This is a genomic window from Lignipirellula cremea, from assembly GCF_056501455.1.
On sequence record NZ_CM151415.1, the window covers coordinates 917,098 to 939,960 of the forward strand.

General features: G+C 66.6%; 16 protein-coding genes. 5 read left to right on the top strand and 11 right to left on the bottom strand.

Translation table 11 applies throughout. From position 1 onward, the window contains the following. Positions 1-22: 22 nt before the first annotated feature. Genes SH602x_RS03600 through SH602x_RS03620 form a run of 5 tightly spaced genes read right to left on the bottom strand, consistent with a single transcriptional unit; the run spans position 23 to position 9,049 of the window. The gene (locus SH602x_RS03600; protein WP_479475507.1) at positions 23-4,012 is read right to left on the bottom strand and encodes an ion transporter; all 3,990 of its coding nucleotides are present in this window, start codon (positions 4,010-4,012) and stop codon (positions 23-25) included. Positions 4,013-4,068: 56 nt separating this feature from the next. Then, entirely contained in the window at positions 4,069-5,316 is a 1,248-nt protein-coding gene (locus tag SH602x_RS03605) for a glycosyltransferase (RefSeq protein WP_479475508.1), read from the bottom strand. A gap of 23 nt (positions 5,317-5,339) precedes the next feature. Next, positions 5,340-6,986, bottom strand: a complete 1,647-nt coding sequence (locus SH602x_RS03610) for a lipopolysaccharide biosynthesis protein (protein ID WP_479475509.1) — start codon at positions 6,984-6,986, stop codon at positions 5,340-5,342. Continuing rightward, on the bottom strand, positions 6,983-7,840 hold the full coding sequence (locus SH602x_RS03615) for a polysaccharide deacetylase family protein (RefSeq protein WP_479475510.1): 858 nt from the start codon (positions 7,838-7,840) through the stop codon (positions 6,983-6,985). The genes SH602x_RS03610 and SH602x_RS03615 overlap by 4 nt, the downstream gene beginning before the upstream one ends. A gap of 39 nt (positions 7,841-7,879) precedes the next feature. Then, a complete protein-coding gene (locus tag SH602x_RS03620; protein ID WP_479475511.1) occupies positions 7,880-9,049 on the bottom strand; it encodes a GNAT family N-acetyltransferase in 1,170 nt (389 codons plus the stop codon). 525 nt (positions 9,050-9,574) lie between these two features. Between SH602x_RS03620 and SH602x_RS03625 the strand changes: the two genes are divergently transcribed. From SH602x_RS03625 to SH602x_RS03635, 3 genes are all read left to right on the top strand, one after another. Beyond that, the gene (locus SH602x_RS03625) at positions 9,575-11,587 is read left to right on the top strand and encodes a GumC family protein (RefSeq protein ID WP_479475512.1); all 2,013 of its coding nucleotides are present in this window, start codon (positions 9,575-9,577) and stop codon (positions 11,585-11,587) included. A gap of 83 nt (positions 11,588-11,670) precedes the next feature. Further along, positions 11,671-13,122, top strand: a complete 1,452-nt coding sequence (locus SH602x_RS03630; RefSeq protein ID WP_479475513.1) for an O-antigen ligase family protein — start codon at positions 11,671-11,673, stop codon at positions 13,120-13,122. A 27-nt stretch (positions 13,123-13,149) separates the two neighbouring features. Next, complete coding sequence (locus SH602x_RS03635) at positions 13,150-13,968, top strand: WecB/TagA/CpsF family glycosyltransferase (protein ID WP_479475514.1); 819 nt, start codon at positions 13,150-13,152, stop codon at positions 13,966-13,968. A 151-nt stretch (positions 13,969-14,119) separates the two neighbouring features. On the opposite strand, the gene SH602x_RS03640 is transcribed toward SH602x_RS03635, so the two are convergent. Next, entirely contained in the window at positions 14,120-14,749 is a 630-nt protein-coding gene (locus SH602x_RS03640) for a BMC domain-containing protein (RefSeq protein ID WP_479475515.1), read from the bottom strand. Between the two features lie 168 nt (positions 14,750-14,917). Between SH602x_RS03640 and SH602x_RS03645 the strand changes: the two genes are divergently transcribed. Beyond that, complete coding sequence (locus SH602x_RS03645) at positions 14,918-16,429, top strand: PLP-dependent aminotransferase family protein (protein WP_479475516.1); 1,512 nt, start codon at positions 14,918-14,920, stop codon at positions 16,427-16,429. An 86-nt stretch (positions 16,430-16,515) separates the two neighbouring features. On the opposite strand, the gene SH602x_RS03650 is transcribed toward SH602x_RS03645, so the two are convergent. The 4 genes from SH602x_RS03650 to SH602x_RS03665 all read right to left on the bottom strand — a co-directional run bounded on the left by SH602x_RS03650 (position 16,516) and on the right by SH602x_RS03665 (position 19,986). Then, positions 16,516-18,033: a radical SAM protein gene (locus SH602x_RS03650; protein WP_479475517.1), complete on the bottom strand. Its 1,518-nt coding sequence runs from the start codon at positions 18,031-18,033 to the stop codon at positions 16,516-16,518. A 34-nt stretch (positions 18,034-18,067) separates the two neighbouring features. Next, entirely contained in the window at positions 18,068-18,544 is a 477-nt protein-coding gene (locus SH602x_RS03655; protein WP_479469822.1) for a hypothetical protein, read from the bottom strand. After that, complete coding sequence (locus tag SH602x_RS03660) at positions 18,541-19,248, bottom strand: hypothetical protein (protein ID WP_479475518.1); 708 nt, start codon at positions 19,246-19,248, stop codon at positions 18,541-18,543. The genes SH602x_RS03655 and SH602x_RS03660 overlap by 4 nt, the downstream gene beginning before the upstream one ends. Before the next feature lie 81 nt (positions 19,249-19,329). After that, positions 19,330-19,986 carry a hypothetical protein gene (locus tag SH602x_RS03665; protein ID WP_479475519.1) on the bottom strand — a complete coding sequence of 219 codons (657 nt, stop codon included), beginning with the start codon at positions 19,984-19,986 and terminating at the stop codon, positions 19,330-19,332. A 293-nt stretch (positions 19,987-20,279) separates the two neighbouring features. Between SH602x_RS03665 and SH602x_RS03670 the strand changes: the two genes are divergently transcribed. Then, positions 20,280-20,636 carry a hypothetical protein gene (locus SH602x_RS03670; RefSeq protein ID WP_479475520.1) on the top strand — a complete coding sequence of 119 codons (357 nt, stop codon included), beginning with the start codon at positions 20,280-20,282 and terminating at the stop codon, positions 20,634-20,636. A 191-nt stretch (positions 20,637-20,827) separates the two neighbouring features. Here SH602x_RS03670 and SH602x_RS03675 read toward each other — a convergent pair whose 3' ends face one another. Then, complete coding sequence (locus SH602x_RS03675; protein WP_479475521.1) at positions 20,828-22,843, bottom strand: ABC transporter ATP-binding protein; 2,016 nt, start codon at positions 22,841-22,843, stop codon at positions 20,828-20,830. Between the last annotated feature and the right edge of the window lie 20 nt (positions 22,844-22,863).

The window sequence follows — 22,863 nt, forward strand, 5'->3', positions numbered from 1 at the left end:
GACGCCGCCGCTTAGGCCTCGCTCACACGGGTCGCAGGTCGCTCTCCCGCTCGGACGATTCGCGGCGCGGCCTTCCGGTCGTCGTCCCGGCGGCCTGATCGGACTTGCCCCAGTCGCGGCCCATCCAACGCAGGCGGTCGCTGAAGTCGAGGCCGCTCTCGGCGTAGGCGCCCAGGCGATAGACCTGTCGCCGATAGTACGCCACGTCGAGCAACGCGAGAGTCTGGATCGTCCTCAGCGACATCAGGTACTCGTCGACCCGCCCCGGATGCCGCAGGAGCTCGGCCAGTCGCCGCTCCCCTTCCGCCCGGGCGGACTCGCCCAGTCGATCGCGAATCCGCAAGGCGTCGCCTGCATCCCAGACGTCATGCACGACAGCGCGCCAAGCCAGTCGCCGCGCGGCAGGCGCCAGGTCGCGGAGCTTCGCCCACTCGCGGAACGCGCGCCCCAAGAGCAGGTTCTTCCACCGCACGGGCCCGAAGGCGTGCAGCAACTGCGTGCGCTCCGTCGCCTCGTGCAGGATCTCCGCCGAAGAGAGGAAGACTCGCACTCCGTCCAGGTCGGCGTAGTAGGCGACCGCGATCGTGCGGATCGACTCCGGAGCGCTCAGCGACGGGGCGGCGACGTCCAGCCGTTCCGCCAGACGTTCGAGCAGCCCCCCTTCGATCAGGCGTTCGAGCCGCGACATATCCGCGGCCGCGCGGAGGCGCTGATCGCGCTGTTCCTCCTCGAACGTCGAATCGGGACGCAGGAACACGAGATCCTCGTCCAGATCGGTTCCCGCCCCGGCGGAACGTTCCCGCAGCGGAATCGCGGCGCCGAGATATTCCGGATCGACGAGCGATCGCAAACGCGTCGCCGCGAGCGCGATCGGGCGCCGCACGCGGTCTATCTTTCGCACCGCCGCGAGGAAATCGGGCGCGAGTTCGCTCCGGGTCCGACAGCTTCGGTCGGGACGACGGATCTCCCAGATCGTCCGCGCCGTCCAGCGCACTCCCCCGCCCGCCTTCCGCGCCGACCAGATCGCCAGGCGCAGCGGCGCGAAAAGCCAGCGTCCACGCTCGACGTGCCGCCGGTAGGCGAGGTAGGCGTTGAAGACCCGCTCTTCCCGCGGTCGATCGTGCAGCGGCGCCGTGCCGAAAACGGTGCGGATCAGATGCACGCGGTCGGCCCGCATCCGGTCGAGCGTCGCCTCGCCGAAACGCAGGGCGATCTCCTCGTCGCGCAGCGGATCGTCGTCCAGAAAGTGGAGCGCGTGAAACGCGTTCGTGACGTAGCGATCGCGGCCCGGGTCGGGCTTGCCCGCGCGCTTCGCCGAGGAGGCGCTTTCGTCGCCCTCTTCCTCCCGCAGCGCCCATCGGCGATGCCGCTCCCGGCTTTCCGCGTCGAGCAGGTCGATCTCGTCCAGCGGAACCGCCCGGCGGTTGTACTCGGCCAGCAGCGCCGCGAGCCCGTGCGAGATCGATCGCGAGATCCGCTGGAACCACCGCGACGGACCGTCGAACGCGCGCAGCCGTTCAAGATCCAGGCCCTCCAGTCGCCGCAGCTCCCGCTTGGGGATGCGATGCGACATTTCGTAGAACTGCTGCAGGCAGGGGTTGCCCAGGAGCTGCGCCGTGACGCGGCAGTCGTTGTCGACGAACAGCCCTCCGTCCAGCCAGTCGCGATAGAGCAGCCCCGCACGTTCCGTTCGCGCCAGCGCGAGCGCGTCGGCGGCGTCGTGTCGCTCCCGCGTCGCCGAGGCGAGCGACTGTTCCAGCAGCGCGAGCCGGCGCTCGCGATCGTCGTCGGACTCCGGCCCGGCGATGCTCCATTCCGCACGCAGCACGCGCTCGTAGAGCAGACGCAGATCGCTCTTGCGCCGGCGTTCGCGGATGGTTTCCGTCAGGGCGAGGAACTGCGCCTGAGCGAAACGTTCGTAGAACTCCGTCGCCTCCTTGGCGATCTGCCGCAGCCACCAGCCGATCGTGAAGACGACCAGGCAGACGCTGCCGAGCGCGAGCAGCGTCGTTCCGACGAAGCGCCGCAGGAAGAGTTCGACCGGGGTGAGCGCGTCGATCGGCGTGATACGCAGGATCGCGATCACGATCAGATAGCCTCCGCCGAAGAGCGCCAGCCGCGTCGCCGGTCGCACGGAGTTCTTCACCATCAACGTGCCGACGCGGTCGATGAACAGCGACGGCGAAATCGTTCCGTGAAGGTCGGCGGCCCAGTAGGCTGCGTCATGCCACTTCGACAGCGTCGCCGCGGCCTTCCGGCAGGCGATCGCGGCGACTTCCGAATCGGACAGCGCCGTGCGGGCGGGAACGAAACTCGCCCAGCCGAACCAGGCCGTCGGAACGTACGACGCGCACCGCGCGACCTGAGCGATTCGCGCGACCGTGCGGGGATCGAAGAGCGAATCGAGTTCCTCGGGCGCGACGCTCGCCATCCGTTCCAGCAGCCGCGACGCGGTGATCTCCTGCGCTTCGATCGAAGCGGACGACCGGGGCGCGACGCCGTGCCGCGTCATCGCCTCGTCGAGCAACTCGCCAAGAGACTTCGCCCGCAGCGACGCCAGTTCCGTCCGAAGCTCGGGCGGAGCGTCCTCCACCGCCCTGCGCCAGACCTGCCGGAGTTCCCGCTCGAAGAAGCGTTCGTCGAGCGCCGCCCGGGGCGAGGGGCCGAGGGCCGCCTCCATCTCGTCGCGATTCGGGTAGAGGATGACGTCCCGGTTCATCAGTCGGGCGTACCGCCGGCCGACGCGATCGATGCCTCGCGCGAAGAAGGCGACCGCACGGAGCGTCTTGAGCAGGGGCAACAGGGCCCGCAGGTACCGGATCCCCTGCGACAGCCTCAGCAGCCGCAGCCATCGCCCCGCCTGGAGCCAGTTCGCCGCCTGCGCATGTTCGACGAAGGAAAGCGCCACGCCGACCGGGATCGCGGGCAGCAGATCGATCAGCCAGTGACGCTTGAACCAGGAGGCGCTCCAGCCGGCGAAGCGCCACTTCACGAAGAACTCCGTCAGGAAGACCGAGCAGATCGCGAGGTCGGCCGCGTCGAGCCAGAAGCGCTGCGTCGGCGTCGGATCGGCGAGCCACTCGACCAGCAGCAGGCCGGTCAGAACGAACAGCAGGACGAACACCAGCCGTTCGAACCACGTGACGGTTCGACGACCGAAGGCGTTTTCCAGCCGAAGCTGCACGGTCCGTTCTTCGCGTTCCGCCCTCAGCGTGGCCAGGCGGCGCTTCAGCGCCCTGCCTCCTCCGCCATATGGCCGCTTGCCATCGCCATAGGGCCCGCTGCCTCCGCCGTACGGCTTTTCGACCCGGTCGAGATGCCAGAGAACGTCCTCTTCGGCCGCTTCGAGATGGCGGATCGCCGGTTCGAGTTCCGACTCCTCGGCGTCGGCGATCGCCGCGGCGGCTCGATCGACCGTCGCGCGGCGCCACTGCGCCAGGAGCCGGCTGCCGGGCGAACGATCCGAGATGCGGTACTCGATCCGTTCGCGAATCGCGAGCTTGGTCCTTCGCAGGATCTCCGACGCTTCCCGATCGCCTTCTTCGAGGTCGGTTTCCCGTTCCAGGCGGAGCGTATCGAGCAGCAGCTCGAACAGGTCCTCGTCGGACGCTCCGTCGATCGCGGCGACGGTTTCGGCCCGCCAGGCAGCCGCGCGACGAAACCGCCAGCGACGGAGCGCCTCCTGGCATTCGTCATGCGGGCCGCTGAAGCCTTCGCGCTCGCAGAAGGCTCTCCACGTTTCGAGACCGCCCGCGAGTTCGGCGACCTCGAGCAGCCCCTCCCCTTCGAAGGCGTCGGCGGATCGAGGCCGCGCATCCGCGACCTCCGCTTCGCCGGGAAGGGATGTCCGGCGGCGTTCGGACTGGAGGAAGCGATCTCGTTCCAGCGCTGCCAGAGCGGCAGCCGTCTGGCGAAACTCGTCGGGCGTTTCGGGCTCCGCCTGCTGCAACTTCAGCAGGCGGTTCTCCAAGTCCCGCAGCGCCGTTCCGTCCTGCCCTCGGGCGTCGATCATGGGGAGGTCGAACTTGTCCCGAGAGGCGGCGAAAGAATCAGGGTGCAACCCCGAGTCTAACGCATCGAGCGGCTTCGCTCGCACCCCGATTCCTGCTTGCGAATCCAGGTCTCGACGATCAACCGTTCGTAGCCGCCGACGGTCGCCTGAATCGACCAGCGTTCGGTCACGCGGCGGCGGGCCTCTGCCCCCATCGCTCGGCGGAGTTCGTCGTTCTCCAGGATCGACAGCCAGGCCGCCGTCGCCGCGTCGACGTCGAGCGCCGGGAAGAGCTTTCCCGTCTCGCCGTCGACGACCGATTCGTGGATCGAACCGACGTCGGGCGCGGCGACCGGCGTGCCGCAGGCGAACGCTTCCAGGATGGAGATCGGGTTCGCCTCGTTCTTCGACGTGAGCGAAAAGAGATCGAACGCCGGCAGGATCTCGTGGATATCGCTCCGCGAACCGAGGAAGCGAACGCGATCGGCGATGCCCAGTTCGCTCGCCTTACGTTCCAGCTCCGCGCGCTCGGGTCCGTCGCCTACGATCACGAACCGGGCACGGTCGACGCGCTGGCTGACCCGATGCGCGGCCTCCAGGAACATCGTCAGATGCTTCTCCGGTCGCAGCGCCGCGACCACCCCGATGACCAGGGCCGCCTCGTCGAAGCCGAGTTCCCGTCGCATCCGGGTACGAACTTCGGGATGCGGTCGAAACCGGTCGACGTCGACGCCGTTCGGAATGACGAAGACCTTCGATTGCGGAAAGCCTTCGCCGTCGATCAGGTGTCGCCCATGAGCCTTGGCGACGCCGATGAAGCCGTCGGTCCAGGGCGTGAGGAGACGGTTGAGTCTGCCGACGCCGTCCGGCCAGCCGGTCGAATGGAGCGCCGACAGCACGACGGGAACGCCTGCCATCCGGGCGGCGATGCGACCCCAGAACATCTTGTCGCCGGCGCCGACCGTCACGACGGCGTCGATGCGACGCTCCTGAAACAGTCGCTTCAGTCGCGACAGCACGCGGAGGTCGTATTTGCTGTTCAGGAAGCCGGAGTGAACGGGGAACTCTTTCGCCAGGACGTCGCCCAGCGGCCCGGGCTCCTTCAGGCAGACGACCTCGGGACGGATCGTCGCCGGATCGAAGCCGCGCATCATCGCCGCGAGCAGCGTCTCGGCGCCGCCGACCGGCAGGCTCGTCGCGAGGAACGCGACGCGCAGCGGACGAGTTGCGAGCGGATCGCTCTTCCGGAGCGACGACGACGGACGGCGGGTCGCGACGGATTCGATTTCGCAGTCGACCTGCGCGGGAGCTTCGAGAACGCTCATGGCGAGCCTCAGTTGAACGGACGTCAGGCGGAGGGCGTGGACGGGGATCGGAATCGTGCGAGCGTCTCGGCGAAGAGCTCCCGCACCTGCTGCAGTTCCTCCGGCAGGATCAGGACGCCCCGCAGCAGACACGCCGCGAGCGCCAGGCCGAAGATCGCCGTTCCGTTGACCGGTCCCGCAGCGAGCGTCAGGGGGAGCAGCAGCGCGAGCCAGAGCGCGAGCGGCGTCTTGAGTCCGTAAAGTCGGTTCACGAGCAGCAGCACGAGCAGCGCGACCGCGTCGCCGGCGAGCGTCGCGATCACGACGCCGGGCAAGCCGAAGCTCGGGACGAGGGCGACGTTCAGCGCCACGTTCACGATCAGGCCGAGCAGGAACGCGAGCGCTCCGAAGCGGGCCTTCTCGACGCACCAGAGCCAGTTCTGCACGAGGAACGCCGCGCTCAGCCAGACGCCGTGCATTAGCGCGAGGCCGAGCACGTTCTCGCCCTCGGCGAACTTTCCGCGCCACAGCAGGTCGAACAGGAACGGCCCGCTCCAGAGCGCGGCGAACCCTGCGAAGACGAAAAGCACGACGATCAGTTTCGTCGCGGTGACGAGCGTCTTGCCCGCGCCGGCGATGTCGCCGGCCGCGCGACTGCGCGCCAGATGGGGCAGCATGGCTCCGCCGAACGCGGCGCCCATTCCGATCAACAGCGACGGCAGGAGCAGGCTGCTCTGGTACTGGCCCACGAGCGCTTGCGCGGCTTCGGCGCCGAGCCCGCCGAAGTGTACGAGGACGTAGCGATCCGCCGCGTCGAACAGATTCGCCAGCAGGTTCACGACCCAGATCCAGAACGCCATGGCCGCGAGCTTGCGCCCGACCTGACTCCAGGCGGGCGATTCCTCCGCAGTCGGAATTTGCTTCCATCGCGACGCGAGGAGTCGGATCCCCGGCACGGCGGCCACCGCCGCGGCGATGCCGTAGACCGCGATCAGCAGTTCGGCGCTCGCGTACCCGGCCGCCAGAAAGCCGACGCTCAGCAGGGCGAAGACGGTCGCATGCAGGAACTGCATCGAGCTGACGAGCCGGTTCACGCGCAGCGACGTGAAGATCTCGCTGGAGGTATTCAGCGCCAGCACGCCGAGCAGCGCGAAGGCAGTCGCGACGATGAGCGACTTTTGTTGCGCGTCGCCGAAGAAGAGCCAGCTCGCCTGATCGGCGAACGCCAGGAAGGCTCCGATCCCGATCGCGGCCGCCACGGCGGAGAAGGCGAGCGACCGCGTCAGGAACGCGCGCATCTGCCCCCGGTCGAAGAACTCGCCGAGGTAGCGCCCGAAGGTGCCGGGTAGTCCCAGCACGATCAGCGGCGCGGCCAGGTTCAGGAAGCTGATCGCGAGCGACCAGCGACCCAATTCGCCGTCGTCGAGCCAGCAGCCGAACGCAATGCCGCGGACGAAGCCGATCCCCTTCTGCACGACCGTCATCGCGGCCATCGCGACGACGCCGACCACCAGCGAATCGACGGCGAACAGTTCGTCAGGCTTTGATCCGCGCGCTTCGCCTTCGGCGTCGTCTGATGGAAGCGAGGCATCCTCTTCCGAGAAATGCGCCAGCGCATGGTCGAGCGAAAGCGTCGTGGCGAGCACGCGCTGTTCCGTTTCGAGATCGCTTTCCTTCAGCAGCAGCGTCATGGGCGCTCCTGCGGCAGGTGCAGGTCGTCGGCTCGGACGTTCCGCCAGCGCGGGTCGCCGGTCAGCCAGTTCGAAAGCCGCACGAGCGACGGATCGCCGTGAAAGCGAAGCAGGTGTCCGTCCGACCGGCCCGGCACGTTGTATCCGCCGAAGGCGCTCGACCAGCTCGCGTAGCCCGCCGCTTGGACCTTCTTCACGGCCGCGGCGCCGAGGTTCTCGCGCTGGCCGAAGGGAAACGCGAAATGACGCAACGACTGGCCCGTCATGCTTTCGAGCAGGTCGCGGGCGCCGACGATTTCCTCGTCAAGATCCGCGCCGGAGAGCGGCTGCCCCAGATCGCGGTGAGTCATCGTATGGACGCCGATCTCGACCCCTTCCCGCGCGAGATCGGCGATCTCGTCCGCCGAGTGCGGCGGGAGGTCGAGCCCCAGCGCCCGATCGTGCGGAAAGGCCTCGCCCGAGACGACGTTGCCCGCGGTGACGAAGTACGTCACGGGGATGCGAAGCTTCAGCAGCAGCGGCAGCGCGAAGTCGAGGTTTTCGCGATAGCCGTCGTCGAAGGTGATCGCGACGGCCGCGCGAAAGCTCGAACGCTCCTGCATGCGGCGTCGTAGTTCGTCGAGCGACACGAACTCGAATCGCTTCGCCATCCAGTCGATCTGGCGCTGGAAGTCCGTACGGCTGATCGTCCAGGGCGTCGGATGCGTATCGGCGACGCGGTGATAGAACAGCGCCGGGATGGGGAGCTCGCCCCGGGCGGCGTCGCGGCGGTTGAGGCACGCGCGGTACGGCATGCTGGCGCGCTGCCACATGGCAGCCGTCGTCGTGCGCCAGTCGAACTTTTGCAGCGTCATGCCGTCTGCTCGTTTCGGGGGTCGTCTTCTTCGACGCGTTTACTCTTCGCTCGCTTCGACCGGCGCGGGAGGCGTCGATCGCGCGGGCTCGGGACGGAGCCAGCGCTTGGCCGCTTCGCGGGTTCGCAGCAACTGCGAGCGAAGCCGGGCGCTCAGCGTCGGCGGCGACAGGCGGAGGCGTCCCAGTTCGATCGGCTCGGCGCGGAAGTGGGCCTTGTAAGGCTCGTCGCCGCGGAGGAAGTCGATCGCTTCCAGCCGCTGATCGATGAACTTCTGCAACAGGGCGATCGTGATCAGACGCCCCGGCTCGCAGTCGAGCGCTTCGGGATCGAGGCCCGACTGGTACGCGTAGCTCACGCGGTCGCTGCGAAAGTGAATCTCCGCCGCGACGGGGACGCCGGACAGTTCGAGCCAGTAGAGACCGAGTCGGTTCTCGGCCAGCGCGACTCGGGCGGCTGCCTCGATGAACCGTTCGAAGCGGGCGTCTTCGAAGCGACCCACATGCCCGAGCGCCGTGCGACGCCGGTCGTGCAGATCGCACAGGATCGCAAGGCCGGAGTCGAGCGACGCATGATCCTGCGCTTCGTGCAGGACGCAGCGCCCCGTCTCCAGCCAGTCGCGGGTCAGTCGCCGGATCTGTTTGCGATGCGACTTCGAGAGGGACGCCAGATAGCCTTCCCACGTTTCGGGCAGCGCCAGGCGCCAGCTTCGCTCGATCGGCTGACGCGCGCTCTCGAAGCCCCGCTCGCGAAGACGCTCTGCAAGGAGCTTGATCGATGAATCGCTCTCGGCGAAGCCGTCGAGTTCGATGGCGTCGAACCGGTCGCCTGCCGTTCCGGCCGCACGATAGGCCAGCTCTTCGGCGAAGGCTTCGACGACGACTTCTTCGTTCTCGGGTCGGCAGAGGACCGACAGGTAATCGGAGCAGACCGTGCCGCTGCCCAGAAAGCGGAGCGTTCGCCCGCGGATCAGATCGCGTTCGAGCACGCAGGGAAGCAGGCCGATCGTGACGCCGTCGCGCTCGCAGGCGAGGACATACGGCGCAACGCCGGCGGCGTCTCCGTAGGCGTCGAACCAGCTCTTCAGCCAGGCCAGCCGGCGAAACGGCGTCTCCCCGGCGAGCAGGTTCCAGCCCTGCCGCGGGTCGGCGAACTCGAACGGCTCGAGTCGTCGAACGACGGTCGCGGAATCGACGGCGGTGCGGATCATAGGGGCAGTGAGTAGTGACCGAAATGCGCAGAGCGACGAATTCACGAGGGGTGCCACTGGCTATGCCAGTGCCGGCCCCGATGTCCCGGTCGTCAAAGTTGGATGATCGATCCAGATTCGGCACTGGCGGAGCCAGTGGCACCCGAACCCCTTCGATCAACCCATCGATTCGTGCGAGTCGGCATCCGGTATCAGTCGCGGAAATGCCGCACAAACTTGGGTCATGAATCGCACCGGGGCAAACGCGTGGCGCGGCGACGTTGCGAAAAGTCTCTGTCCCTCGACCGCGTGATGCGAAGTCGCCACGCGCGTCGTCTCTTCGCCACGAGGCGTTTTTCGGGACGTTGCGGCGGCGCCACGCCCGAACGGAGCGTGCGGCGATGCGTAAGCGCTGACGGCGAAAGCGTTAAGGCGCTCCCGGCGTCCCTCGTACGAGCGGGTCGCAGGCGGCGGATCCGGGTCGCGGCGCTCTCTTTGCGAAGGTAAGTCGGCTCCGAGCTTTCCTGCGACTGGAGCCGCTGCGCCATGAGCTTCCCTATCCGAGCCTCCCGCCCGATCGCGGACGCGTATCGCATCGTCAAGGCACACCCGCGCAGGGCGTTCATCCCCGCGGCGATCATCGCCTGCGCGGGACTGGCGTTCGCGGCGTTCGGTCCGGAGACCTGGCAAGCCTCCTGGGCGGTGCAGATTCGCGACGAAGCGATCGGCAGCCGGGACCGGCTGGGTAAGTTCGCGACGCTCGACTCGATGAAGACGGCCCAGGAGACGATCCAGGAACTCGCCAAAAGCGAACTGGTCGTCGCCGCGGCGCTGCGGGCGATCGGCCCGGCGGAAGGCGAGTCAGCGAAAGACTGGCCCAACCCGGATCAGATTCGCGAGGCGCAGGAATCGATCGCCATCGAGGCGCCGAAGGGGGTCGAGTTCGGCAAGACTGAGCTGATCTTCGTGCGTGCCGACGCCGATTCCCGCGAACGGGCGCTCGCCCTGAACGAGGCGATCTGCAAGGAGACCGAGCGCCAGCTTCAGGCGCTGCGACGGGCCAAGGCCCAGAGCCTGATCGATGAACTCGATCAGCGCGTCGTCGTCGCGCGGTCCGAACTCGACGGCACGACGGAACGTCTGTCGACGATCGAAGCGGAGGTCGGCGGCGATCTCGGCGAGCTGCGACTGCTGAACGAAGCGGGCGCGGGCGAGAGCAACCTGCGGCATAGTCTCGTGGGCGTGAAGACCGAGCTGCGGCAGGCGACGCTCAAGCAGGCCAGCGGCAAGAAGCTGCTCGAAATGCTGACCGAGGCGGAGAACGATCCGGTCTCGCTGGTCGCCGCGCCGAATCAGCTATTAGATTCCGTTCCGACGCTGCGTCAGTTGAAGGACGGTCTCGTCGCCGCGAAGCTGCGCGTCGCCGAAGCGACCAGCCGTATGACCGAGCGCCACCCGCTGGTGCAGTCCGTGATGATCGAACTGGACGAGATCAAGTCGCAGATCCGCGGCGAGATCGCGACTTCCAAGGCGGGCCTTCAGGCGGAACTCGATCTTTCGGGGATCGCGATCCAGTCGCTCGACGAGCAGCGCCTCGACCTGGAAACGCGGATGAGCCGGGTGGCCGGGCTTCGGGCGAAGTACGGCAATCTCTCGCTGGAGACCGAAAAGCAGAGCGAGCTTCTGAGCGAAGCGATCCACGATCTGATCGACGCCCGCTCGCAGTACGCGGCAGCCGAGGCGACGAGCGTGCTGACCTTCATCGGTTCGCCCACGACGGGCGGTCGTCCCCTGCCCCCCGGTCGTACGACGATCGCCGTGCTGTCGATCCTCGCCGGAGCGTTCGCCGGCCTGGGATGCCTGGCGCTGAGCGTCCCCTGGCGGTTCGTGTCGCAGGAAAGCGAAGCCTCGATGCTGAGCGCTTCGCACGAAACGGTCGCGCGGCCTGACTCGATGACTGCGACGCTGAGCGAGGTCGAACCGTCTGGCGAGGAGTTCGTCCGCGTCTCGCGCGACGAGTTCCAACGACTGACGTCGCTGGCGGAAGGCCATGCGGAGGTCGCCCCGACGACGACCGGCGAAGAGACGCTTTCGGAAGCGATCGCCTCCGCGCAGGAGCGCTCTTCCGACGCCGCGGCGGAGTGGCTCGAAGAGGAAGCGATCGACATCGCGACCTTGAACCGCCAGGGGTATGACGAACTGCGGCTGCCTGAGGCGACGATGGGTCGAGCCCACGGCGTCGATCTGTCGGGCTGGGGGCCGCTGCCGGATCTTTATTCGAACGATGTCTCGATTCCTGAGGAGGCGTCCGACGACGCGGACTTCTTCCAGACGCCGGCAGATCCGGAAGCTTCAGAATCTTCCGTACCTTCGGATGAATCGACCGAGACCGAATCGACGGACCAGCCGGAGCGACAGGAGCAGGCTTCCATCCCGGCGACGTCGTATCGTCCGCCGACTTATCCCGCGCGTGTTTATCCCGGGATGCACCCGAAGCGAAAGCTATCGTTGCGGCAGGCGTTCGTCACGCTGTCGAAGCGACGGCCCAAGCGCCCGTAAGCGATTCATCGCCTGCTTCGATTCCGATTCTCGCTCGCCTCCTTTGCGCTCTCGCGCGAGGAGGCGTCGCCGATCGTTCGCTCATGGAATTCCTGCTGCTCGCTGCCGGGATCGTCGGCTTGATCTGGGGGCTCGTCCTCCTGGTCCGCGGCAATCTCGTGGCCGGCTGCATGGCCTACCTGCCGCTGACGTGCTGCTTCGGCACGTACTTCTGGCAGATCGATCTCGGGCCGACGACGCTCTCGCTCGACCGGTTCTACCTGGTCGCGCTTGCGGCGGCGTTCGTCGTGCACTGGAAGCTCGACAAGCTCGACTTCAAGCCCGTGACGTGGATCGACGGCTGCTTCGCGGCGTTCATCGGCGTCGTCTTCGTGAGCATGATCGCGCACGATTTCCGCAATGCGCTACCCGGCACGCCCGCGATTCCGCAGCACTTCATCAACGGCTACCTGATCCCGACGTTCCTGTACGTCGTCGTCCGTTCGGCGCCGTTGCGTGCGAAAGAGATCACGATCGGCTTGTGGACGCTGACCCTGTTCGGCGTCTACCTGGCGATCACGGGCATCATGGAGGCCCAGGGCCAGTGGTGGGCCGTGTTTCCGAAGTACATCGCGAATCCGGAGATCGGCCTGCACTTCGGTCGCGCCCGGGGACCGATGATTCAATCGGTCAGCTACGGCATGTACCTGGCCAGTTGCCTGGCCGCGGCATGGATCCTGAAGGATCGCCTGATGGGCATGGCGAGCGCGTCGCTCTGGCTGCTTCAGCCCCTGTTCGCGGCCGCCGTCTACTTCACGAAGACGCGATCGGTCTGGCTGGGAGCGGCGTCCGCGCTGCTCGTCTATTTCATGCTCGCGACGCGCGGCAAGGTCCGGGCGGTCGTGCTGGGAACGGCGATCCTGGGCGGCCTGGGCGTCGTGGCGATGAAGTCCGACGCCATCCTCAGCATGAAGCGCGAGCACTCCGCCGCCGATACGAAGAAGAGCGCCGACATGCGCGGCAGCTTCGCGTACGTCTCCTGGAAGATGTTCCTCGACAGTCCGATCCTGGGCTTCGGATTCGGACAGTTCGCCAGCGAGAAGCTCCCCTACCTGGGCGACCGGAGCGTCGATCTCGATCTGGAATCGATCCGCCCCTACGTCCATCACAACACGTTCCTCGCCGTACTTACGGAGACCGGCCTCGTCGGCTTCATCCCGTTTACGGCGACGCTGATCGGCTGGGCCTATGCCGGAGTGAAACTATCGCGCGATCGCGAAGGCTGGGTGCGGGCGCAGGGCCTGCTCTGCGTCGGGACGCTCGCCGCGGCGTTCTGGCAGATGACCGGCCACGAAATCACGTTCACCACGTTCGATAACTCGCTGATCTACGCCGTCGCCGGCATGACCAGCGGCCTGTACGCCATGCGAGCGACGCAGGCGAAGGGGAGCGCCCCTTCTGCCGCATCGCCGGTCGTCAGCCTGCCGACCAGCGCTTCGGAGGTCGAGGCGTTGCTCGTACGGGCCCGTCGTGCGACGGAACGATCGACGACCTGACTCTTTGCATCGATCGAGCCGCTACCGATGAAAACGATCCAGCTCTTCGGCATGAAGATCGATTCGCTCCGCATGCCGGAGGCGGTCGCGCGGGTGCGATCCTGGATCGACGAGCCGTTCGTGCAGTTGCGGTACGTCGTTACGCCGAACCTCGATCATGCCGTCCTGTTTCAGGATCGGGACGACCTGCGGGCGGCCTACGCCGAGGCCTCGCTGACGATCGCCGACGGCCAGCCGTTGATCTGGGCGTCGCGACTGCTCAGGAAGCCGCTGCCGGAACGCGTCGCTGGATCGGACCTCGTGCCGCGGCTGTTCGACGACGCCGATCGTCGCGGAAACGAACTGACCGTCTTCCTGCTGGGCGCCGCGCCGGGCGTCGGTGCGCGGGCGGCCGAAGCGATCGCGAAGCGCTGGAAGCATGTCCGCGTCGTCGGCGTCGAGAGTCCGCCGATCGGGTTCGACAAGAGCGATGCGGAGAACGATCGCCTGCTGAGCGCGATCGAACAGGCGTCGCCTGACTTGCTGCTGGTCGGACTGGGAGCGCCGAAGCAGGAACTCTGGATTCACCGCCATCGCGAGCGGATTCACGCGAAGGCGGCGCTCGGCATCGGCGCGGTGATCGACTTTCTCGCCGGCGAACGTCAGCGGGCGCCGAAGTGGATGCAGCGCTGCGGGATCGAGTGGCTCCACCGCATCTCGCAGGAACCCGGACGCCTCGGCAAGCGCTACGCCTACGACGCCTGGCGCTTTCCCGCGTTGCTCCTTCGCGAAGCGTTCGCGAGCGAGAAGGAGGTCGCCGCTGCGACGGTTGCCAAGCTCGCTTCCACGGGCGAGCGGGGGATGTAAATCCCCCGAGTCCAGTTCGCGATCTTCGGTCGCGAACGCGGAATGCTTCCCGTGCGAACGCGAGATACGGTCGCTCGAACTTCGCTGCGCTCGATCGACGAACTCAGGGAATTTACATCCCCCGCTCGCCGACAACGGGCAGTGCGAACGCCTACTTCGCAGGCGCGATGGGAAGCAGGCTCATCACGCCGGCGCTCGGTCGCGTGACGACATGTGCGGCGATCAGCTTTCCGAGGGAAGCGACGTTCGTCTGGGCGGCATCGACGGCGGCTTTCACCGCGGCGACGTCGCCGGAGACGATGACCGTCACGTAGCCGCCGCCCAGCTTTTCCTTGCAGACGACTTCGACAGGCGCGGCTTTGCAGGCGCGATCGATCGCGTCGAAGACGGCGGTGAATCCCTGGGTCTCGATGAAGCCCAGGGCGGAGGGAAGCTCGGCCATCGGTGCGGACGCTCCGAACGAACGGGGAAGGTGAACGACGTTCTGCTGAATCAGCGGGTTGTATTCGACGGGACCGTCGGCGAGCAGGGCGACCTGCGGATCGGGCGCCGAAAGCGTCGTGACGATCGGCTTGCCCTGCATCTTTTCGGCGACCGCTTTGCCGATCTCCAGCGCCGCCTGGACGCTTTCGACCCCTCCGACGATCTTGACGACCGTTCCGAGGAAGTCGTTCAGCTCGACCTGCAGGACGCGAATGTTCGCGCCCTTCTCCATCGCGTCGAGCGCGACCATCGCCGGGGAAAAACCGGACGTTTCCAGGATGCCGAGGGATTCGGGCACGGCGGCGACGCGAAAGGAGAGAGGAAAAACGCGAGCGCGGGGCGCGATCTAAGTCTACTTCACGGTTAGGGGGGCGGAAGCGGTCGGCGAGACTCTGCCGGGCAGGTAGATTAAAAGCAGGACCCGCCTGCGGGGTCGCAAGCTTCCGTTACGACCTGAGACATCGCCATGCAACGCCGCTTTCCGAACATTCCGAACGTCTACGAAATGCTCGACGCGCCCGCGATTCAGGGCCTGTTGCAGCGGTTTCAGCCGACGGTCGTCGCCAGCGGGATGCGGACCTTCTGGGAGCGAATGCAGACCGAGGTCGCCGGCCGGTCGAAGGACTGGACCCCCCCTGCCCCGGCGGAACTGGCGGAGAAAGTCGCCGCCTGGCTGCTGCAAAAGCCGCCCGCGGCGCTGCGGCCCGCCATCAACGGCACCGGCGTGCTGCTGCCTGAGGAGAGCCTCCTTTCGCCGCTCGGCCCCACGGCAGGCGCCGTCGTCGGAGCGTTCGAGCGGCAATACGGTTTCGGGGCGAACGACCGGACGCGAGGCGCTCACCGGGAACTGGAGGCCAACCTGACGTCGCTCGTCGGAGGGCAGGCCGCGCTCTTCTTCGAAAACGAAGCGCTCGCGGCGTTCGCGATCTGCCGGGCGTTCGCTGCGGGCGGAGCGACGGTGAAGACGGCCCTCCGCGATCTCGAACGCCGGTCGCCTGCCGGGACGTGGGTCGATCTGGCCAAGGAAGCGGGCGTGCGGATGGACGCCTGCGGCTCGATCGAGTCCTGCGGGATCGAGGCCTACGATCTGGCCTCCGGCGGGAACGTCTGGATCTGGAAGCACTTTCCCGCCAATGCGGAGGTCCGGGGATCGAGCGGTTCGCCGACGGTTCAGGAACTGGCTGACGCCGTGCATGAGCGAGGCGGGAAGCTGCTCGTCTCGCTGGGCGTCGGCGCGCTGAACTTGCGGGAGGAGCTGGCGAACTGGAACGAGCCGAGCGTCGAAGCCTGTCTGGAACAGGGCGCGGACCTGGTCCTGCTGCGCGGCGACGGGCTGCTCGGGGGACCGCCGTGCGGTATCGTCGTCGGCACGACGGCGGCGATCGAACCGATCGAGAAACAGATGGCCTACTCCGTCGGCAGGCTCTCGCCGCTGACCGGCGTGCTGCTCGAACGGATCCTGCTCGCCCACGCTTCGCCGCAGACCGACGAGCGGGTGGAGATTCTTTCGCTGCTGTCGACGTCGAAGGAGAACCTGGCTCATCGGGCGCAGCGGTTGGCGCCGCAGATCGCGGCCATGAACTGGGTCGCCGAGACCGAGATCCGCCAGACGGAGGCCTTCCTGCGTTCGCGGAACGTCGCCTCGCAGGCCGTCGATTCCGTCGCTGTCGCGATCCGACCCGAATCGATGTCCGTCGCCGACGTTCGCGCGCGGCTCACGCTGGGGCGCCCTGCCCTGTACCTGGCGAGCGAAGGCGAGTGGCTGATCTTCGACCTCCGCGGCCTCGCCCCGGCGCTCGATTTGGCCGCGATCGATGCGCTCGCGAGGCTCTGCTCCAGCGAGCGCCCTCGCTCCGCGGACGTCATGGTCGACGGATCGTCGGGCGACGTCGACTTGACGCGAGCGCCCCTCGCCGGTGACGCCGAACGTGCGAGCGAGCAGCACGCGAAGGACGACGGGCCGAACTACGAGGAGTGAGACGCTTGTCGGCGAGCGGAGGGTGTGAGCCCTCCGTGGCCGAATCGACCGTTGCGCGGAAACCTCGGAGGACTTACGTCCTCCGCTCAGGAGGATGGGAGCGCCGCGGTCGTCTCGCGAATCGTCAACTCCGGCAGCGCGACGTGGCCATTGCGGTAGAGGACGTTGTAGGCGCAGAACGGAATGACGTGGCCGCTGGGCAGGACGTGATGCGTGCAGCAACGCATCAGGCGGCGAATGTCGAACGTGTAGGCGTCCAGAAACGACGTGATCGTGATCCGCAGCAGGTCCCGCGCGCCGAGCTCTTCATTGATCGCGCGGGCGAAGAACTCGATCGCCGTCGGGTCGAGGTTGCCCGGGTCCATGCCGAAAGGCAGCGTCGGCTTCGACTCGCTTCCGTTCGAGAGCGACACGAGCGAATCCGCCTCGCCGCCGTTCGCTGACGACCCGCCGCAGTCGCCGCCCGAACAGCACCCCATGCGTCCGAGATAGGCGAGCGCGACGGCCCTGGCTCGCGGACGGGTGAAGGTGATCCCGTTGGCGAGCAGGTCGTAGTTGTTCTTCGCGTCGAAGAACCGCATCAGCGGGAAGAGCTTGCCGCCGCTGCGATAGGCGAAGCTCAGCGAGTGGCAATTGGGATGCGCGCAGGGAAGGGGCATGAAGTCCTCTTCCCGGAACAGGCCGTTCGTCTGCGACGCGATCCCCTTGATCACGTCAGGAAAAGTGACGCGACGCTCCAGCGTCTCGGGCAGCACGTGCCTGCCGGAGTAGGTCGCCGGCTGGAAGTTGATGCCGGTGATCCAGGGTCGCTTGCCCGCGAATTCGACGATGCGGCCCACCTGATCGTCGTTCACGCCCCCCTGCAGCGTCACGGCCAACGTGACGTGGATGCCCGCCTCGCCCAGCTTCTCGAGCGCGCGAAGTTTCAGATCGGTCAGCGCTTCGCCGCGAAGGGTGCGGGAGACGTCGTCGTCGAAGCCGTCGAACTGGAAGAAGGCTTCTACCCGGTCGCGATGCGCCGCGACGCGGGCGAGTAGTTCCGGATCCTTCGCGAAGCGGATGCCGTTGGTGTTGATCGTGACGTAGTCGATGGGCTGCGCGACGGCGTAGTCCAATATCTCCGCGAACTGCGGATGAATCGTCGGTTCGCCGCCGGAGAGCTGCAGCGTCTCGGCGTGGCCTTCGATTTCGACGAAGCGGTCGATGGCCCGTTTGCACTCTTCGACGGTGCGATGCTTGCCGCCTGGGGCGCTGGCGGCAAAGCACATCGGGCATTCGAGGTTGCAGCTCTCGGTCAGTTCGACGAGCGCGATGCAGGTGTGCTGTTCGTGCTCTTCGCACAGGCCGCAATCGTAGGGGCAGCCCTTCTTCGCCTCGGTTCCGATCGAGCGGGGAAGCTTCGCCGGCGTGGAGTATTCCAGGCGGTCGTAGAAGCGAACATCGGAGCAGACGAAGTCCTCCCGCCTGCCGTGCGTAGGGCAGTTCTTGCGGAAATAGACGCGACCGCCGCGCTCGATGATCTTCGCGTCGACGAGGCCGAGACACTCGGGGCAGAGGCTCTTCGTCGTGCCGAGATAGTTGTAGTCGCGAAGCGGCAGAGTCATTCGATTCTCTCGTTGCAAGACCCGGCCAAGCGGCTCACTGCCCCAGCATCTGCAGGCAGGCGACGAACAGCAGCACGACGCCGACGACGATCAGGATCGCGGCGATGCCGACGGTGACGATCACGGTGATCGCCATCGCGAGGACGCCGCGGAGGTAATCGACCTTGCCGGTGGAACTGTAGCGAATCGCCATCGTGATGCCGCTGACCAGCACGACCGGGGCGATCGCGACGAACGCCACCATGCCGAGCGAAGGATCGGCAAGGAACGCCCCCACGACGACGACGAGCATCGCGCCGAGCGCGAGGAAGAAGAGTACGGCGAAGTAGATCTCGAAGAAGCGGTGGTGCGACGAGTCCGCTACCGGCTGAGGCGGCGGAATGAACGTGATCCCCCCCTCGCTCTTCGGCAGCGGCGCGTAGCAGAGCCAGCACTGCGCGGCGTCGGGATGGTTGCCGGCCTGGCAGTAGGGGCACTGTTTCTTCAGCGGGGGAACGGAAGTCGGCGTCATGCCCGGCCCTCCCCTTCCGGAGCCGCGGCGACGGCTCGCGCTTCGCGATCGGCGTCCGATTCGTGCGAGACGCCGTCGATCCCTTCGATCAGCGCGGCCCGCGCCGCGTACTCCCGGCAGACCCGCTTCGCCTGGCGAACGGTCTGACCCAGCGCGGCGCCCAGAAGGCCGAGCGCGAGAACCATCCCGGCGATATCGACCGTCCGATAGGCTGGAACCGGGGCGCCCTGGAAATCGACGCTTCGCAGGGTGAACAGAGCGAACATCCCGGCCGCGCCGCCGAGCGTCGCGAAGGTGATCAAACCGGGTCGCATGCGGATCGCCGCGACGCCGACGAGCGCGAAGTAGGCGTAGACGATCGGGCTGCCCAGCTTGCTGCCGAACGCGGCCAGAAACGTGATCAGCAGCAGATCGACGCCGGTGGAGACGTACTTCAGCCAGGCCGGGAAGAACTGCTTTCGCAGCAGGAGCATCACGACGGCGCCGAGCGCGACCGCGACGACCGCGATCAGCGTCGCCCGGCGATGAAAGTCCGCGTCCGCCTGGGTCGGCGTCGACCAGACGTAGTAGTCGAGGAGGTGGATCGCGTAGAAGCCTCCCGCGCCGGCGAGTCGGATGCCGTTGGCGAGCAGTTCGCCGCGCAGCTCCGTCCACCTTGCCGTCGCGATCCACGCCCGCTCCCGCGGATCGATCGAGTCTTTCATCGTCCGCCCTTCGTTCGCCCTTGCATCGACATCGCCAGTCGTTCATCCATGCCGGGCGTAGCATACCGCGCGGGCGAAGTTCTAGTCCGCGTCCGCGAGAAATCGAATCTCGACGCGGACCAGTCGATCTTCCGCAATGTGACCGACGACCTCGTAGGTTCCTTCGCCCATTCCTGAGAGTCCGACGAACGCCTGCGGACCTTGCGGTTCGCCGATGGGAAGGAAGCCGACCCCGCGGAACTCGTTCATTCGATCGAACGTGCTGTCCGTCACAAGCGTCAGCCCGAAGTTCGGATAGACGTCGTCCGTGGGCGGGGCGTTGCCCGCGGCGATCCAGCCGACTCGCTGCATCGCGACATACTCGTCCTGTTCGACCGGGCGAGTCGCCGCGTAGACCAGTCGGTGGAGGTCGATCGCTCTCCAGGCGACGCCGAATTGCTTCATGATCGCGAAACGGACTCTTCCGTCCGGATCGAAGCGGGCGTTCATCCGAAGTTCTCGCAGCGGTCCGACTTCCTGTCGGTGGCGTTTCCAGTCGTCGCGATCGGCCCCCGCGATCCGGGCGGAGTCGATTTCGAGCGCCCCCAGCTTTCGAGTTTTGTCAGCCGAGGCGTCCGCGTCGAAAACCAGTTCGATCCTGCGGAGCAAGAAGTTGAAGTTCGGATTGCGCAGATCCTCGACGGGATCTTGGAACTCCTCGACGATGACCGTCGCGCGTCGCTCGACGAATCCGGACACTTCGACGACGCCGTCGGAACAGGGATCCAGCAGCAGAGCGACGCCCGATGGCAGCTCGAGCGACCCGACGACGCGTTTCAGAACGACACCCTTGGTTTCCAGAAAAGAAACCGGGTCGGCGATCGCTTCGCGGAACGATGCGAGGGACGGTTGAACCGCTCCGTCGAAAAGGGATCTAATCCACGCGAACATGGGAAGCTGCTGTATGCGTTCGATCGGCGCCACGAACCGATTCTAAGCGAATGCAGATTTGCAGGCGGTCGACGACCCGCCTTCGTTCGGATGAGGCCGGCATGTCGCAGGAACGCGAAGATTCCGACTTTCGGTTCGACATTGTCGACGCCGTCCTGTTGATGCTCGTCGCCTCGCTGCTCTCCCTGGCGAACGCGTTCGTCCGCGTCGAGCCGATGCGGTTCGAGAAAGAGGGCTCGTTTCAGATGACGCTCGACCGATCGCAGGTCATCGGCTGGCCCGCTCCGATCCGGCGATGGAAGCCCGGCGAAGAATCCGCCGGCTGGCTACCGGGCGGAATCGTGATCGACGCCTTGTTCGCCGTGGCGCTCGGAGCAGGAGCCGTCTACTTCCGCCGCTTCGTCGCACACTGGATCGCCGCGCGGAAGCGAAGGGACGCTTCAGGCCAGGAGGATTAGTTTCGTAGGGTGGGTCATAGACCCACCTTCCTTCGGCGCGACGCTTTCGCACCGGCGAACTATCCGTGTCGTCGATCGCGTCGGACGCTTGTATCCCGCCATCGACGACTCGCTAACGAGGACGTCAACGAAAGGTGGGTCAATGACCCACCCTACGAAGGAAGACTGACGCGAAAGGAAGAGCTTCTCGCCTACGCCGACTTCTTCAACTCGCCCTGGAACAGCCTGCGAAACAGGTCGCAGCGGGCGAGGAGTTCGGCGTGCGTGCCGAAGTCGACGAGGCGACCGGCGTCGAGGACGGCGATCTTCTTCACCAGTTCCAGCGTCGACTGGCGGTGGGTGATCATGATCGTCGTGCGACCCTTCATGAAGTCCCGCAGCGACTCGTGAATCAGGTACTCGCTTTCAGGATCGATCTGGCTGGTCGCCTCGTCCAGCAGGAACAGCGGCGGGTTCTTCAGGATGGCCCTTGCGAGGGCGATCCGCTGCTGCTGGCCGCCGGTCAGACGGGAACCCTGCTCCCCGATGAAGGCGTCGTAGCCGTCCGGCTTCTCGCGGATGAACTCGTCGGCATGCGCGCGTCGGGCGGCTTCTTCGATCCGCTCGCGCGAGGCGCCCGGCGTGCCGTAGGCGATGTTCGCGGCCACGGTGTCGGCGAACAGGTGGGCCTTCTGCGTGACGATGCCGATTCGTCCGCGCAGCTCCCGCGTGCTGAGCCGTTCGTAGGGAATGTCGTCGAAGACGATCCGCCCGGAGTTGGGCTCGTAGAGCTTGAGCAGCAGCCAGAACAGCGTCGACTTGCCGCTGCCGTTGGGACCGACGATCGCGACCGACTCGCCCGGCTCGATCGTCAGGCTGACGTTCTTCAGCGCCAGCCGCTCGGGAACGTAGCCGAACGTGACGTTCTGCAGTTCGACGGAATAGGCCGGTCGGTTCTCGATCGGCAGCGGGTCGACGATCCGGGCGTGTTCGTGCTTCGTATCCAGGATCGGCATCACGCGGTCGCTCGCCGCGGCGGCGGTCTGCAGCAGGCTGTAGACGTCGGCCAGCTTGCGGATCGGATCGCTCACGCCGATGAGGAATCCGTAGAACGCGATCAGCGCCCCCAGTTCCAGCGGCCGCGCCGACATCGGGATCCAGAAGAGTTCGGTCTCGCGATTGATGACCAGGTAGCCGCCCGCGAGGACGGAGAGGCTGATTACGCCGATGCCGAGGATCTCGTTGTTGACGCGAATGAGCCCGTCGTAGAACGAGATCTTCATCGCCTTCCGGAAGAACTGCCGCGACGATTCGTGGAAGCGGCTTCGCTCGAAGCCCTCCATGCGATAGGCCTTGACCGTCAGGATGGCGTTGATCGCCTGGAACAGGCGGGAGAGCATCTGCGACGACTCTTCCAGCGCGCGGCGATTGGCCCGCTTGATCGACTTGGCCAACCGCAGCATCAGGAACATGCAGATCGGGCAGATGATCAGCGAGAAGGCGAGCAACCGCCAGGAGATCAGCGCCGCGCCCGTCAGGCAGACGATCATCTTCAGCGGCTCGGTCAGCGTCTTGCCGAACAGGTTCGAGATGCCCGCGGCGACGGCGGCGGTATCCGTATTGATGCGGCTGACGAGGTCCGTTCCCTGCTGCTGATTCAGGCGATGCATGTCGGAGGAGAGGACGTGGCGGAACAGCTTGTTCCGCAGGTCCAGCACGGCCGACTGTCCGATGTATTGGACCAGCGTCAGGTTGCCGAGCAGAAAGACGCACTTCACGATCGTGCCGACGATCAGGAAGCCGATCACGGCGACCAGCGTCAGGAACGGATCGTCCGGCAGGTAAGCCTGGATCCAGGGCTTCAACGAGGCGATGCGTTCGCGATGTTCGAGTTCCGCCTGCGCCTGGAAGGCGAGTTGCTCGACGCGGTTTCGGAAGACGGCGGTTTCCGCGGCGTCGGCGGCGGGATCGGCTTCGCGGGCGGCGAGTTCGAATTGCAGCGCCTGCTGGCGGACGGTCAGGTCGGCCAGCGTCTGGTCGGCTGTCGCGATCTGCTTGTCGGCCCAGGCGTGAAGCGAATCGCCTTTGAAGACGGCTTCCACGAAGGGATAGATGGCCCCGATGTTGACGCCCCAGAGCAGGGCGACCATCAGCGCACAGAAGACCGCGCCAGCGATGGCGAGCCGTTGTCGGAGCGCGAGCTTGAGCGCCCTTCCGAAATTCCCCATGGACCTACCTTCAGCGATTC

What these genes read in the sequence shown, in the direction of transcription:
- SH602x_RS03600 (WP_479475507.1), bottom strand. Translation starts at nt 4,012, where the DNA reads ATGATCGACGCCCGAGGGCAGGACGGAACGGCGCTGCGGGACTTGGAG.
- SH602x_RS03605 (WP_479475508.1), bottom strand. Translation starts at nt 5,316, where the DNA reads ATGAGCGTTCTCGAAGCTCCCGCGCAGGTCGACTGCGAAATCGAATCC.
- SH602x_RS03610 (WP_479475509.1), bottom strand. Translation starts at nt 6,986, where the DNA reads ATGACGCTGCTGCTGAAGGAAAGCGATCTCGAAACGGAACAGCGCGTG.
- SH602x_RS03615 (WP_479475510.1), bottom strand. Translation starts at nt 7,840, where the DNA reads ATGACGCTGCAAAAGTTCGACTGGCGCACGACGACGGCTGCCATGTGG.
- SH602x_RS03620 (WP_479475511.1), bottom strand. Translation starts at nt 9,049, where the DNA reads ATGATCCGCACCGCCGTCGATTCCGCGACCGTCGTTCGACGACTCGAG.
- SH602x_RS03625 (WP_479475512.1), top strand. Translation starts at nt 9,575, where the DNA reads ATGAGCTTCCCTATCCGAGCCTCCCGCCCGATCGCGGACGCGTATCGC.
- SH602x_RS03630 (WP_479475513.1), top strand. Translation starts at nt 11,671, where the DNA reads ATGGAATTCCTGCTGCTCGCTGCCGGGATCGTCGGCTTGATCTGGGGG.
- SH602x_RS03635 (WP_479475514.1), top strand. Translation starts at nt 13,150, where the DNA reads ATGAAAACGATCCAGCTCTTCGGCATGAAGATCGATTCGCTCCGCATG.
- SH602x_RS03645 (WP_479475516.1), top strand. Translation starts at nt 14,918, where the DNA reads ATGCAACGCCGCTTTCCGAACATTCCGAACGTCTACGAAATGCTCGAC.
- SH602x_RS03650 (WP_479475517.1), bottom strand. Translation starts at nt 18,033, where the DNA reads ATGACTCTGCCGCTTCGCGACTACAACTATCTCGGCACGACGAAGAGC.
- SH602x_RS03655 (WP_479469822.1), bottom strand. Translation starts at nt 18,544, where the DNA reads ATGACGCCGACTTCCGTTCCCCCGCTGAAGAAACAGTGCCCCTACTGC.
- SH602x_RS03660 (WP_479475518.1), bottom strand. Translation starts at nt 19,248, where the DNA reads ATGAAAGACTCGATCGATCCGCGGGAGCGGGCGTGGATCGCGACGGCA.
- SH602x_RS03670 (WP_479475520.1), top strand. Translation starts at nt 20,280, where the DNA reads ATGTCGCAGGAACGCGAAGATTCCGACTTTCGGTTCGACATTGTCGAC.
- SH602x_RS03675 (WP_479475521.1), bottom strand. Translation starts at nt 22,843, where the DNA reads ATGGGGAATTTCGGAAGGGCGCTCAAGCTCGCGCTCCGACAACGGCTC.